Source organism: Azorhizobium sp. AG788, from assembly GCF_943371865.1.
Taxonomy (GTDB): domain Bacteria; phylum Pseudomonadota; class Alphaproteobacteria; order Rhizobiales; family Xanthobacteraceae; genus Azorhizobium.
In genome coordinates, this window is record NZ_CALRWL010000044.1 from 1 (window position 1) to 13713 (window position 13713).

13 protein-coding genes are annotated in these 13713 nt (G+C 65.8%); 7 read left to right on the top strand and 6 right to left on the bottom strand.

What is annotated here, in order from left to right:
• Positions 1–50: 50 nt before the first annotated feature.
• From AAG816_RS20785 to AAG816_RS20795, 3 genes are read right to left on the bottom strand one after another with little or no spacing between them, the layout of a single operon-like run.
• Positions 51–1241, bottom strand: a complete 1191-nt coding sequence (locus AAG816_RS20785; RefSeq protein WP_341991595.1) for an extracellular solute-binding protein — start codon at positions 1239–1241, stop codon at positions 51–53.
• Between the two features lie 57 nt (positions 1242–1298).
• Positions 1299–2714 carry a glucuronate isomerase gene (gene uxaC / locus AAG816_RS20790; RefSeq protein ID WP_341991596.1) on the bottom strand — a complete coding sequence of 472 codons (1416 nt, stop codon included), beginning with the start codon at positions 2712–2714 and terminating at the stop codon, positions 1299–1301.
• An 8-nt stretch (positions 2715–2722) separates the two neighbouring features.
• The gene (locus AAG816_RS20795) at positions 2723–3640 is read right to left on the bottom strand and encodes a GntR family transcriptional regulator (RefSeq protein WP_341991597.1); all 918 of its coding nucleotides are present in this window, start codon (positions 3638–3640) and stop codon (positions 2723–2725) included.
• Positions 3641–3743: 103 nt separating this feature from the next.
• Here AAG816_RS20795 and AAG816_RS20800 point away from each other — a divergent pair, with 103 nt between their 5' ends.
• Positions 3744–5306: an altronate dehydratase family protein gene (locus tag AAG816_RS20800; RefSeq protein WP_341991598.1), complete on the top strand. Its 1563-nt coding sequence runs from the start codon at positions 3744–3746 to the stop codon at positions 5304–5306.
• Between the two features lie 14 nt (positions 5307–5320).
• On the opposite strand, the gene AAG816_RS20805 is transcribed toward AAG816_RS20800, so the two are convergent.
• Positions 5321–5998, bottom strand: coding sequence for a GntR family transcriptional regulator (locus AAG816_RS20805; RefSeq protein ID WP_341991599.1), 678 nt, complete (start codon positions 5996–5998; stop codon positions 5321–5323).
• Between the two features lie 147 nt (positions 5999–6145).
• On the opposite strand from AAG816_RS20805, the gene AAG816_RS20810 reads away from it, so the two are divergent.
• The 6 genes from AAG816_RS20810 to AAG816_RS20835 all read left to right on the top strand — a co-directional run bounded on the left by AAG816_RS20810 (position 6146) and on the right by AAG816_RS20835 (position 11202).
• Positions 6146–7126, top strand: a complete 981-nt coding sequence (locus AAG816_RS20810) for a TRAP transporter substrate-binding protein (RefSeq protein WP_341991600.1) — start codon at positions 6146–6148, stop codon at positions 7124–7126.
• A 221-nt stretch (positions 7127–7347) separates the two neighbouring features.
• Complete coding sequence (locus AAG816_RS20815) at positions 7348–7881, top strand: TRAP transporter small permease (protein ID WP_341991601.1); 534 nt, start codon at positions 7348–7350, stop codon at positions 7879–7881.
• Between the two features lie 16 nt (positions 7882–7897).
• On the top strand, positions 7898–9178 hold the full coding sequence (locus AAG816_RS20820) for a TRAP transporter large permease (RefSeq protein ID WP_341991602.1): 1281 nt from the start codon (positions 7898–7900) through the stop codon (positions 9176–9178).
• A gap of 58 nt (positions 9179–9236) precedes the next feature.
• The gene (gene kduI / locus AAG816_RS20825; RefSeq protein WP_341991603.1) at positions 9237–10076 is read left to right on the top strand and encodes a 5-dehydro-4-deoxy-D-glucuronate isomerase; all 840 of its coding nucleotides are present in this window, start codon (positions 9237–9239) and stop codon (positions 10074–10076) included.
• A 5-nt stretch (positions 10077–10081) separates the two neighbouring features.
• The gene (gene kduD / locus AAG816_RS20830) at positions 10082–10837 is read left to right on the top strand and encodes a 2-dehydro-3-deoxy-D-gluconate 5-dehydrogenase KduD (protein ID WP_341991604.1); all 756 of its coding nucleotides are present in this window, start codon (positions 10082–10084) and stop codon (positions 10835–10837) included.
• 17 nt (positions 10838–10854) lie between these two features.
• On the top strand, positions 10855–11202 hold the full coding sequence (locus tag AAG816_RS20835; protein WP_341991605.1) for a cupin domain-containing protein: 348 nt from the start codon (positions 10855–10857) through the stop codon (positions 11200–11202).
• Between the two features lie 55 nt (positions 11203–11257).
• Here AAG816_RS20835 and AAG816_RS20840 read toward each other — a convergent pair whose 3' ends face one another.
• Both AAG816_RS20840 and AAG816_RS20845 read right to left on the bottom strand, forming a co-directional pair.
• Complete coding sequence (locus AAG816_RS20840; RefSeq protein WP_341991606.1) at positions 11258–12415, bottom strand: hypothetical protein; 1158 nt, start codon at positions 12413–12415, stop codon at positions 11258–11260.
• Positions 12416–12554: 139 nt separating this feature from the next.
• The gene (locus tag AAG816_RS20845; RefSeq protein WP_341991607.1) at positions 12555–13706 is read right to left on the bottom strand and encodes a polysaccharide pyruvyl transferase family protein; all 1152 of its coding nucleotides are present in this window, start codon (positions 13704–13706) and stop codon (positions 12555–12557) included.
• Positions 13707–13713: the final 7 nt, after the last annotated feature.

Below are 13713 nucleotides of genomic sequence, written 5' to 3' on the forward strand. Positions count from 1 at the left end.
AGAGGTGCGCCGCCCGCAGGCGGCGCACAAAAACGTCCGACCTGATGGGCCTACTTCTTCTTGGCGCCGCCGATCTGCTCGTCCCAGATGCGGAAGGCCTGGACCATTTTGTCCGGCATCAGGGGCAGCTCCACCGGATTGTCGGCGATCATCGCCGCATATTCCGGCCGGCCGAATTCCTTGATGGCCGCCTGGCTCTCTGCCGGGGCAAGCGACAAGGGCACGTCCTTCACCGCCGGGCCCGGATAGAAATAGCCCTCGTCATAGGTGTAGGCCTGCTGCTCGGGCGTCAGCATGAAGGAGACCAGATCCAGCACCACCGCCAGCTTCTCGTCGGACAAGCCCTTGGGAATGCACACATAGTGCGCATCCGCGACCCAGTGGAAGCCCTTGATGGCGGTGACCTGGGCTTCCTTCGGCACGATGCCCAACACGCGCGGGTTGATGTCCCAGCCGGTGGTGGAGACGATGAGGTCGCGGGTGCCTTCGCCCAGTTCCTTCATGGTCGGGGTGGTGCCGGAGGGGTAATATTCGATGTTCTCGCCCAGGGCCTTCAGATAGGCCCATGTCTTGTCCCAGCCCTTGACCGGATCCTTGGGGTCGCTGTCCTTGAGGATATAAGGCAAGCCCATCAGCCAGGTGCGGCCGGGGCCGGAATTGGCCGGGCGGGCATAGGCGAACTTGTTCTTGTTGGCGCGGGTCCAGGCCAGCAGGTCTTCCGCCGTGTTCGGCGCCACCTTCACCCGGTCCGGCATGTATTCCAACAGCGGGCCGGAGGGATAATAGGTCACCACCACGCCCTGGCCGCTGGCCAGCGTCTGCATGCGGGCGGCGGGCTCCTGATAGATGCTGTCCAGCTTGGGCAGCGCCGCGGCATAAGTGGGCAGCAGGTCCACCCAGAGCTTCTGGTCGATGCCGGCGGCCATGGCGTCGGTGCCGGTGAGCACGATGTCGATGTCCACCCGGCCGGCATCCTGCTGCGCCTTGATCTTGCTGGGCAGTTCGGGGGCCGGGGCCTTGGTGAAGGAGATCTTCGACACCAGGTTCGGCTTGGCCTTGCGGTAGTTTTCGATCGGCTTCTGGGTCAGGGCCAGATTGCCGGCCACATCCACCACATTCAGCGTGATGGGCGACTTGGGCAAGGTCAGTGCGGCATGGGCGCGGCCGCCGAGCGCGGCAAGGCCGGCCGCGCCGACCGCACCGCCGACGAAGGCGCGTCGGGTGACGTTGGAAAAGGTCATGGGTTCCTCCTTGGCGTTCTTGAACGTTTCCCGGACGCCCCGTGGCGTCCCATGGAGTCAGAGCCGATAGGCCTTCTTGGCGAGCCTGTAGGCGAGGTCGTGGGCCACGTCGTGGGCTTCGTCCTCGTCGAGCCGGTGGGTGGTCACCAGTTCGGCGAGGAAGCTGCAATCCACCCGGCGCGCCACGTCATGGCGGGCGGGGATGGAGGGGAAGGCGCGGGTGTCGTCATTGAAGCCGACGGTGTTGTAGAAGCCGGCGGTCTCGGTGGTCAGCTCGCGGAACCTCTTCATGCCCTCCGGGCTGTCGAAGAACCACCAGGACGGGCCCAGCCGCAGCACAGGATAATGACCGGCGAGCGGGGCCAGTTCCCGCGAATAGCTGGTCTCGTCCAGGGTGAAGAGGATGATGGTGAGGCCCGGCTCATTGCCGAACCGATCCAGCAGCGGCTTCAGGGCATGAACATAGTCGGTGCGGCTGGGAATGTCCGCGCCCATGTCGCGGCCGTGGCGGGCCAGGATGCCGCCATTGTGGTTGCGCACCGAGCCGGGATGGATCTGCATCACCAGGCCGTCCTCCAGGGAGAGCTTGGCCATCTCGGTGAGCATCTGGGCGCGGAACAGTTCCGCATCCGCCGCCGAAACCTCGCCGCCGCCGGCCACCCGCCCGAACAGGGCTTCCGCCTCGGCAAACGGCAGGTCCGCGGTGCGCGCGGTGGGGTGGCCGTGATCGGTGGAGGTGGCGCCGAAGCTCTTGAAGAAGGCGCGCCGCTTGCGATGGGCCTCCAGATAGCCGAGCCAGGAGAAGGTGTCCTCGCCGGTCAGTTCGCCGAAGCGCACGAGATTGTCGCGGAAGCCCTCGAAGTCCGGGTCCACCACCGGGTCGGGCCGATAGGCGGTGACCACGCGGCCGGTCCAGCCGGACGAGCGGATCATCTGGTGCCACTTCAGCTCGTCCAGCGGGCTCTCGGTGGTGGCGATGACCTCGATGTTGAAGCGCTCGAACAAGGCGCGCGGGCGGAAGGCGTCGGTGGCCAGCTTGGCGGCGATCACGTCATAGAGCGCGTCGGCATTCTTGGCGTCGAGGCGCTGGTCGATGTCGAACAGGGTGGCCAATGCGTGGTCCAGCCACACCCGGGTGGGGGTGCCACGGAAGAGGTGATAATTGGCCGCGAACAGCCGCCAGATCGCCCGGCCGTCCTGCTCGGTGGGGCCGCCGTCGCGGCGGGGCACGCCCAGCTTCTCCAGCGGGATGCCCTGGCTGTAGAGCATGCGGAAAATATAGTGGTCCGGCACCACGAACAGCTTCGCCGGGTCGGTGAAATGGGCGTTTTCCGCATACCAGCGCGGGTCGGTATGCCCATGGGGCGAGACCAGCGGCAGCTTCTCCACGCGCTCATAGAGGCGCCGGGCGACCGCGCGGGTGGCGGGGTCGGCGGGGAACAGGCGGTCGGGATGGAGGAGGGCGCTGGCCATGGGCGGTGTCAGGTCCGTTTCCGAGAGGGCTTGGTGGACGGCACGCGGCGTGGGCGCGGGGCGCCTGCCGCATCGTCCACGGATGGGATCAAGGCGGGGGCGGCGGTGTCCGCCTGCGCATGGACCGCGGGGGCACGGGGCGTGCGTGTGGTGTCCGGCGGTTCAGCGGGGTGAGGGCGGTGCAGGGGCGGCGCGCCCACCGCTTCGAAATAATCCGGCCTGGCCTCCACCAGCGCCGACACCGTGGGCAGCACCTGGTCGAGATGGGCCTGCATCGCGGCTTCCGCCGCATCGGGATCGCCCGCCGCGATGGCCTCGATGATGGCGCTGTGGTCGGACATCACGAACAGGCGACGGCCGGGCACCGGCAGGGTCAGAATGCGGCAGCGGTCCACATGGGCCTTTTCCTGCCGCACCACCCGCCACAGATTGGGGTGTCCGGCAATCTCGGCGATGGCCTGGTGGAACGCTTCGTCCGCGGCGAAGAAGGTGGCGATCAGCCCGGCATCATGGGCGGCACGCTGTTCCGCCAGCAGGCGGCGCAAGACCGCGATCAAGGCGGCGTCCTGGGCCACCGCTGCCGCCGCCGCGCGCACCGCCGCCCGTTCCAGCGCCACGCGGATCATCATGGCATCGCGCATGGCGGGAATGGAAATCCGCGAGACGAAGGTGCCGTATTGCGGGAAGATGTCCACGAGGCGCTCGTCGGCCAGCTTCAGCAGCGCCTCGCGCACCGGGGTGCGGCTGACCCCGCAGGCGAGTGCGATCTGCTTTTCCTGCAGCGCCGCGCCGGGGGGGATTTCCATGCCGATGATCTGCTCGCGCAGGGCCGCATGAATGCGCGCGGACGCCGGGATCGCGCGCACGCCCTTGGCGAAGGCGCCAAGCTCCGTGCCGCCGTTCCGAAGCGAGAATCCACGCTCCATGACCACCCTGCGTCTCCTGTTTGGCTGTGTTCTATTGCACGGCTCAGGTCGCTAATATATTAGCATATCAAAGCCGTCAACGAGAACGAAAAGGGAGATCGCCATGGCTGTGTCACTGACGGAAGGGCATGCCGCAGGGGCTGCCGCAGGGTCCGTTCCGCGGGTGCTGCATCTGTCCGCCGCGGACAATGTGGCGGTGGCGCTGGATACGGTGGCGCAAGGCACGCAGGTGGGCGGGGTCGTTGCCGCGGCGCGCATTCCGCGCGGCCACAAGTTTGCCCTGGTGCTCATTCCCGCCGGCGCCCCGGTGCTCAAGCTGGGGCAGATCATCGGCTTTGCCGCCGCCGACATCGCGCCGGGCGACCATGTGCATGAGCACAATGTGGTGCTGCACGATTTCTCCCGCGACTATGCCTATGCGGTGGATGCCAAGGACGACGACCTGCTGCCGGAAGCCGAGCGCGCCACCTTCGAGGGCTTCCGCCGCTCCAACGGCCGCACGGGCACCCGCAATTATCTCGGCATCCTCACCAGCGTGAACTGCTCGGCCTCGGTGGCGAAGTTCGCCGCCCAGGCGCTGGAGCGCTCCGGCATTCTCGATCAATATCCCGGCATCGACGGCATCGTGCCCATCACCCACGGCACCGGCTGCGGCATGGCCTCCAAGGGCGAGGGCTTCGACGTGCTCTCGCGCACCCTCTGGGGCTATGCCACCCATCCCAATTTCGCCGCCGTGGTGATGGTGGGCCTGGGCTGCGAGATGTTCCAGATCGCCCGCTTCAAGTCCGATTACGGGGTCAACGAGACCGACACCTTCCGCACCCTGACCATCCAGGACGAGGGCGGCACCCGCAAGACCGTGGAGCACATCACCGGCGCCTTGCGCGAGATGCTCCCGTCCGCCGGCGCCATCAGGCGCCAGACCCGCCCGGCCTCGGAACTGGTGCTGGCGCTGCAATGCGGCGGTTCCGACGGCTATAGTGCTTTGACCGCCAATCCGGCGCTGGGCGTCGCCTCCGATCTCCTGGTGCGCAACGGCGGCACCTCGATCCTGTCGGAGACGCCGGAAATCTACGGCGCCGAGCACCTGCTCACCCGCCGCGCGGCCAATCGTGACGTGGGCGAAAAACTGGTGGCGCGGATCAAGTGGTGGGAAGAGTACACCAGCCGCAATGCGGGCGAGATGAACAACAATCCCTCGCCGGGCAACAAGGCGGGCGGCCTGACCACCATTCTGGAGAAGTCCCTGGGCGCGGCGGCCAAGGGCGGGGCCTCCACCTTGCGCGCGGTCTATGAATATGCCGAGCCGGTGACCGCGCGCGGCTTCGTCTACATGGACACGCCCGGCTATGATCCGGTGGCGGCCACCGGGCAGGTGGCGGGCGGGGCGAACCTGATCTGCTTCACCACCGGACGCGGCTCCGCCTTCGGCTGCAAGCCGACCCCATCCCTGAAGCTGGCCACCAATTCCGACATCTATCGCCGCATGGAAGAGGACATGGACATCAATTGCGGCGATGTGCTCGACGGCGTGTCGCTGGAGCAGAAGGGGCAGGAGATCTTCGACGCGGTGCTGCGCACGGCGTCGGGCGCCCCGACCAAATCCGAAGCGCTGGGCTATGGGGATGCGGAATTCGTGCCCTGGCAGATCGGCGCCGTGATGTGACGAGCGGGGCGCTCCTATTCGAACAGGTCGGGGTGCTCCGTTTCCACCTTGGGCAAGGCGCGCAAAATCTGGCTCAGATGGAGGCGCATGGCCTCCGCCGCGCCTTCCGGATCGGCCGCATCCACGGCGGCGACGATGGCCCGGTGCTGCACCACCAGTTCCAGCATGGTGGCGCTGCTGGTGAGGGTGAGGTGGCAGGCGCGGTCCATATGCGCCTTGATATCGCTGATGGCCTCCCAGGCGAGCCCGCAGCCGGCGCCTTCGGCCAAAGCGATATGGAACAACTCGTCATAGCGCTGGAAGGTGCCGTGGTCGTTGCGGCCTGCCGCTTTGTCCTGAAGGTCCAGCAGATCGTCGATTCGCACCCGCACGGCGGGGGTGAAGCTCTCGGCGGCGCGGCGCGCGACCGCCGTCTCGATGGCCTCGCGCACGAAGCGAGCCTCCATCATCTTGCGGGTGGAAATCTTCACCACCACCGTGCCGCGCTGGGGCTGGATGTCCACGAGGCGCGTGCGGGCCAGCCCGATCAGCGCCTCCCGCACCGGCTGGCGCGAGACCCCGTGGGTGGCCGCGATCTCCTGCTCGGACAGCCGCGTGCCCGGCGGCAGCTCCATGGAGACGATGGCCCGCCGCAGGTGGGCTTCGATCCGTTGGGCCGCCGAGCCCTGCGACGGCGATATGATGGCGTCCACGCCCTTACTCCTGTTGCCAGCGTCGAAATACTACCATACAAGATGCAGGTCCGCATGCGCCGCGTTTGTCCCGGCGCCGTGACGGTCCCATAAAAACAGGCCTTCCGGGCCGGTCCCAAAAACACCGCTCGTTCAGGGAGAACGCCAATGTTGACCCGACGTCACGCGCTTGCGCTGGCCGCCGCGCTGGTCGCCGCCCCTCTGTCGCTGGCTCAAGCACAGACCATCACGCTCCGTTCCGCCGACATCCATCCGGACGGCTACCCCACCGTCGAGGCCGTCAAATACTTCGGCCAGGTGGTAGAGCAGAAGACCAACGGCCGTATCAAGGTCCAGGTGTTCAATTCCGGCCAGCTGGGCCAGGAAAAGGACACCATCGAGCAGACCCGTTTCGGCGTCATCGACCTGAACCGGGTCAATACCGCGCCGTTCAACAATCTGATTCCCGAGACCGCCGTGCTCGGCCTGCCGTTCCTGTTCCGCTCGGTGGAGCACATGTATCATGTGGTGGATGGCCCGCTGGGGGCCGAGATCGGCAAGGCGTTCGAACCCCACGGCATGGTGGTGCTGGGCTTCTTCGATAGCGGCGCCCGCTCCATGTACAATTCCAAGCGTCCGATCAACACCCTGGCCGACATGAAGGGGCTGAAAATCCGGGTGCAGCAGTCGGACCTGTTCATCGCTTTGATCAACGCACTGGGCGCAAATGCCACGCCGATGCCGTTCGGCGAGCTCTATTCCGGCTTGCAGACCGGCGTGGTGGACGGAGCGGAAAACAACTACCCGTCCTATGAATCAGTCAAGCATTACGAAGTGGCGAAATATTATTCGCTCACCGAGCATTCCATGGCGCCGGAAGTCTTCGTCATCTCGAAGCGTGCCTGGGACAAGCTGTCGGCGGACGATCAGAAGATGTTCAAGGAAGCCGGCCTCGCCGCGACCCTGAAGATGCGCGAACTGTGGGCGAAGCGAGACCTGGATGCCAAGGAAAAGGTCATCAAGGGCGGCGCCATCATCAACACGGTGGACAAGCAGCCCTTCATCGATGCCATGAAGCCGGTCTACGAAAAGTTCGTCACCACCGACAAGATGAAGGACCTGGTGGCCAAGATCAAAGCCACCCAGTGAACGCGTGGGGCGATCCTGCGCAACTGCGGCGCCCCATGAACCCGGCCGATGGTCCGGCCGCGTGCCGATGCAATCCCAGCCCGTCGCGATCCTGAGGATGGCGACGGGCGGTCACACACCCAATCCGGCTTGTGCTCTGGTGCGGACTTCACCGTGCGGGAGACGGCCCTGCATCCGGGAATCCCGTGGTGGCAAACGATGTACTTGGGAGATCTGACGTCATGGGCGCTATTCCTGCCCTGCTCCCGCTGCGCCGCGTGGTGCGTGTTCTCGCCAACCTGGCGTTATGGATTTCCGGCGCGGGCTTGATCGCCATGACGGCCGCGGTTTTCTGGCAGGTGATCGGCCGTTACGTCCTCAACGATTCTCCCAGCTGGACCGAGCCGCTCTCCCTACTGCTCATGAGCTGGTTCATCCTGCTGGGGGCTGCGGTCGGGGTGCGGGAAGGCGACCATCTCGGCTTCGAGATCGGCCTGCATTATGCCAGCCCGCCGGTCCGGCGTGCGATGGAGGTGTTCACCCATCTGCTGGTGATGGGCTTTGGCTCCGCCATGGCCTGGTACGGCTGGGATCTCGCCGCGGGCACCTGGAGTGCGAAGATGGCGGGCGTGAATCTGCCGCAGGGGGTGGACTATCTGCCCCTGGTGGGCGGCGGCGCGCTGATCGCCCTGTTCTCGCTGGAAAAGCTGCTCACCGACCTTACCACCGATCGGGTTGCGGCCGTGCCGCTGTCCCCATCTCACTCCGTCGATTGAGCGGAAGGGACCTGTCATGGCCATCGCCGTCCTGTTCGGGGTCTTCGCCCTGCTGCTGCTGCTGGGAACGCCGGTGGCGTTCTGCCTCGGCCTCGCCTCGCTGGCCACCGTGCTCTATCTGGACCTGCCGCCCATCGTGGTGTTCCAGCAGCTCAATTCCGGCATGAACGCCTTTTCCATGCTGGCCATTCCCTTCTTCATCTTCGCCGGCGACCTGATGATGCGCGGCGGCATCGCCGATCGCCTCATCAGCATGGCGGCGGCGATGGTCGGCCATCTGCGCGGCGGCCTGGGGCAGGTGAATGTGGTGGCCTCCACCTTGTTCGGCGGCATCTCCGGCTCCGCGGTGGCGGACGCCTCCGCCATCGGCGGCATCATGATTCCGCAGATGGAAAAGCGCGGATATGCCAAGGATTACGCGGTGAACGTGACGGTGAATTCCGCGATCATCGCATTGATGATCCCGCCGTCCCACAACATGATCATCTATTCCCTGGCCGCTGGCGGCACCATCTCCATCGCCGATTTGTTCACCGCCGGTATCATTCCCGGCCTGCTGCTGGCCGCGGCGATGATGATCACCGCCTATGTGGTTGCCCGCCGGCGGGGCTACCCAGCCGGCGTCTTTCCCGGCTGGATGGGGGTGCTGACGGCCGTTCTGGCAGCCGCACCCGGCATTCTGTTGATCGGCATCATTTTCGGCGGCGTGCGCTCGGGGATCTTCACGGCGACGGAAAGCTCTTGCATCGCCGTGATTTACGCCTTGCTGGTGACGGTGCTGGTCTATCGCGAGATGGATTGGAACGGCTTCGTCCACGCCACCCTGGGCTCGGTGCGGACCACCGCCATGGTGCTGCTGGTGATCGGCACGGCGGGTGCGTTTGGCTGGCTGATGGCCTTCCTGCAAGTGCCGAAGACCACCATCGACCTCATGCAGTCGCTGTCGTCCAATCCCTACGTGATCCTGCTGCTGATCAACATCCTGCTGCTGATCCTCGGCACCTTCATGGACATGGCGCCCATGATCATCATCTGCACCCCGATCTTCCTGCCCCTGGTCAAAGCCTTCGGCATCGATCCGGTGCATTTCGGGGTGATCCTGATCCTGAATGCAGGCATCGGCCTGAATACGCCGCCGGTGGGCTCGGTGTTGTTCGTGGGATGCGCGGTGGGCAAGATCTCCATCGGCGAAGCCATGAAGACCATCTGGCCCTTCTTCGGCGCCACCATCTTCGTGCTGATGCTGGTCACCTACATCCCCGCCATCTCGCTGTGGCTGCCGGCGGTCTTCCGCTGAACGCTTCTCTGTTCGGGCGCGCCCACGCGCCCAGTCCCTTCCACTTGAGGTTTTCATCATGATCATCGACGTGCGCCAGGTGAGCCACCCGGAAGCCGTCCGCGGCTTCGACACCGAGGAACTGCGCCGCCACTTCCTGGTGGAGCGGCTGTTTGAGCCCGGAAAGGTGCTGCTCACCTACAGCCATATCGAGCGCTTCGTCATTGGCGGCGCCACGCCGCAGAGCGCGCCGCTCAAGCTGGAGAGCGACAAGGCCACCATCGGCTCGCCGAACTTCCTCGATCGCCGCGAACTGGGCGTGTTCAACATCGGCGCGCCGGGCAAGGTGGAGGCGGACGGGGTGACCTATGAGCTGGGTCATCGCGATGCCCTCTATGTGGCGCAGGGCACCAAGGACGTGCGCTTCCTGTCGGACGATCCCGATCATCCGGCGAAGTTCTATCTGCTCTCCACCCCGGCCCATGCGCGCTATGAGACCAAGGTGGTGAAGATCTCCGAGGCCAAGGCCATGCCCCTGGGCGACCAGGCCACCGCCAACAAGCGCACCATCTACCAGATGATCCATCCGGACGTGGTGAAGTCGTGCCAGTTGGTGATGGGCATGACCCAGCTGGCCGAGGGCAACATGTGGAACACCATGCCCTGCCACGTCCATGACCGTCGCTCGGAGGTCTATCTGTATTTCGACGTGGCCGCCGATGCCCGGGTGATCCACCTCATGGGCGAGCCGGACCAGACCCGCCATCTGGTGGTGGCGGACGGGCAGGCGATCCTCTCGCCGCCATGGTCCATCCATTCCGGCGTCGGCACCCGCGCCTACACCTTCATCTGGGGTATGGGCGGCGACAATATCGACTATACGGACATGGACATGGTGGCCATGGATACGTTGCGGTGATGGGTATGCACACTCCTTTTGATCTCTCCGGCAAGCGCGCCGTCGTGACCGGCGCCAATACCGGCCTGGGGCAGGGCGTCGCTGTCGCTCTGGCCCAGGCGGGTGCGGCCATCGTTGCGGTGGGCCGATCGGCCATGGATGAGACCGGCGAACTGGTGCGGACAGCCGGCGTGCCCTTTACCGAAGTGCGGGCGGATCTGGCCACCCTGGAGCCGATCTCCCGCATCGTCACCGAGGCGAGCGCCAGCGGGCGCATCGATATATTGGTGAACAATGCGGGCATCATCCGCCGCGCCGACTCCCTGGATTTCACCGAGGAGGACTGGGATGCGGTGATGGATGTGAACCTCAAGAGCACCTTCTTCCTCACCCAGGCGGTGGCGCGGACCATGCTGGCGGACGGCAAGGGCGGAAAGGTGATCAACATCGCCTCGCTGCTGTCGTTCCAGGGCGGCATCCGCATCCCGTCCTATACGGCGAGCAAGAGCGGCCTTGCGGGGCTGACGCGGCTTCTGGCCTGCGAATGGGCGGCCAAGGGCATCAATGTGAATGCCATCGCGCCGGGCTATTTCGTCACCAACAACACCCAGGCCCTGCGCGAGGATCCCAAGCGCTCCGCCGATATTCTCGCTCGCATTCCTGCGGGCCATTGGGGCAAGCCATCCGAACTCGGTGGCGCCGCGGTCTTTCTCGCCGCCCCCGCTTCGGACTATGTGCATGGCATCGTGCTGCCGGTGGACGGCGGCTGGCTGGCCCGCTGAGGCCGAGGAGAGAGATCATGTCCCACAAGGGCGACGTGTTCGCGTTCGCGGACAAGGCGGAGATGGAGCATCTGGACGACATCGTCAGTCGCCAGATCCTCACCTACAATGACGAGATCATGATGGTGCGGGTGCACTTTAAGCAGCCGGGCCCCGGCGGCGTGCCGCACAGCCACCCCCATGTGCAGATCACCAGCGTCGAGAGCGGGGTGTTCGACATCACCATTGACGGCAAGACCGCACGCCTGAAGGCCGGCGACAGCTTCTATGTGCCCGGCGGTGTGCACCATGGCGCCATCTGCATCGAGCCCGGCGTGCTGGTGGACGTGTTCACGCCCATGCGGCAGGAATTCCTGTCCGCCTGAAGCGATCGGGCTTCCACGCTCCGCCGCGCGGGTCCGCCTGCGCGGCGGCTTTCTGTTAGGGGGTGACCTTCAGGGGCAAGGCCACCAGTTCGCGCACCCGCACCGGGCGCCCGCCTTTCTGCTCCATCAGGAACCGGACGAACACCAGATCTGCACTGGCATCGATGGTGCCGAAATCGCGATCCGGGCTGCTGCCGTCGATCAGCGACGGGTAGCCCACGAACGTGCCGGTGTCGCCAGGGCCGGCGCGCAGCGGCAGGGATGCCAGCAGGCGCGGCGCGGACCAGGTGATCAGGTCCTTGGACGTGGCCGTGAAGAAGCCTTCCTCCAGCGCGCCGCCTAAGCTGCGACGACGCTGCTGGAATACGGCGACGAAGGTGTTGCTGGCCGCGTGCAGCACCAGACCGCGGATGGCGGGCAGGCCCCGTGCACCAATCGCCGCGCAATCGGTTTGCGCCACCTTCCACCCGCTGGAGGCAAGGTCGGCCAATGGTGTGAAACCCGCGCCGGTCCACACCTCCCAATGGTCCACATTGCCGCCTTTCGCGCGCACCAGGCAGTTGCGTGATTGCCGCGCATCGGCGTCACGGCGCCAGACGATGGAGTAGAGGTCGCCCTGGAACGGGACGATGTTGGTGGCGGAGATGTAGCCGGGCGGGTTCTTCACGTCCGGCGTATAGGTGTCCGGCGGCATCACCACGTGACCCGGCGGAGGCGCGCTGTCGGCAAAAGAACGGCCGCCGTCGCTGGAGCGTAGCGCCACGATGCCGTTGCGCCAGCAGGCGGTGCGCTCGGCCCCGGCCGCGCAGGGTTCGCCATGGCGATAGGGAATGAAGCTGGCGCTGGCGAAGGCGAAGACGTGAGTGCCATCGGTGGTGTGGAAGGCGTGCAGCCAGGTGCGGTCATCCAGCATGGCCGGGTCCCTGGCGCCCTTGGCCGCGAAGCGCACGGTGCAGTCGCGGGCGAGGTGCCGCAGGTCCGGCCCGACGAAGGCGCGGTTGCGGAAGTTCGGCGCGAACAGCACCATCTGCCCCTGCGCGTTCCGAAAGGCCCGCGCTGGCGCATCGGGCAGGTCGGAGGCGTCGCACGCCTGCGTGCGTTGATCGAAGATGATGCTCTCGCCGCCCGCCACCGCAAGCTCCAGCGCATGGGCCGGCACCAGGGCGGAGACGGCGCAGAGGAGCGCAGCGAGGACCGACTGCGCCACCGGCATCGGTCGCGCCGCCCATGTCCGGGACCACCGCGCCCATCGCGCGATGGCAGCACCCAGAGGCCCGCTGCGGGGGCGCGCCCATGCCCCAGACGGGCGCAGACACGGAGAGGCGGAACGCGCCGCCGGAATTGTCAGCGGGTCACTCCGCCGCCACCAGAACCGGTGCGGTGTGCTCCAGCCGATGGGCCATGCCGTTTTCGTCCAGAAAGGCCCGCAATTCCTTGAAGCGCAGCGCATAGGCCTTCTCGAAGGTGGAGAAGTCGGCGCGATCCCACGCCTCGCGGAAGGAGAAGCGGTCCATCTGGCGAATATCGATCGAGGGGATCCCCAGCGTCTGGACGAACTCGCGGGTGCGGGTGTCATAGGTCACGTAGAGCGCGGGGACGCTGTTGGCGAGGGCCAGCAGGTTGCCGTGCAGGCGGAAGCCGGTCACCGCGTCCATCTCCTTCAGGCCGGCCTCGAAATCCTGGACTGCCTCGAACACCGCCAAAGAGGATTTGTACATGCCGATGAGCGGATCGCTGGGGCCGTAGAACCAGTTTTCCGCGGTCAGCGTGGCGATTGCCGCCGACAATGCCGCTTCCGATTGAGGCAACTCGCCCCGGTTGGCATAGTAGATCTGCTTTTCCTCCAACTCTCCGGCACAGAAGATGCGGGTGGGGAACTGTTCTGCCAGGGTGCGGAGCATATAGCGCTGGAGGGTCTGGCTGCCGTGGGTCTTGCGGCGCAACGTGAAGCCCAGCTTGTCAATGTCGCTGCTGCCGACGCGCTTGATGGCGATGGTCGGCTTGCGGTGGCGGAACGCGGTGGGGCAGCCGATGACCCGCACCTTGTTGATGCCGATGGATTTCAACGCCTTTTGCGACAGGTTGCCGCGAATGGCGAGGGAGGTGGAGCGGTCGGCCACCAATTGCAGGAAGCGCTTGGTGGATTCGTTGACATAGTCCTCGGAATTGTCCGGCGTCTGCACGCCGATGCCGAAGGCCATGACCGGCACCTTGGTGCGCTCCAACAGGGCCGTAATGGCGTCCCATTTGCCATTGGTGTTGATGTAGTTGGAGCCGCGCAGGAACAGGAAATCCAGCTGGTTCAGCTTTTCCACATAGGCATCCGTGGGCACCGTGTTCTCGCCGGCATAGATCGGCTGGACTTCCGCGTAGTCCAGGATCCGCAGAGAGGATTCGAACACAAAGCAGTCGCCGATATTGGTGAACAGCTTGGTGGCCTTCTCGGGATCACCATAGGTGTGGGTGACGACGCGGTCGTGATCCACCACCTTGCCCGCGGGCATGAGCACG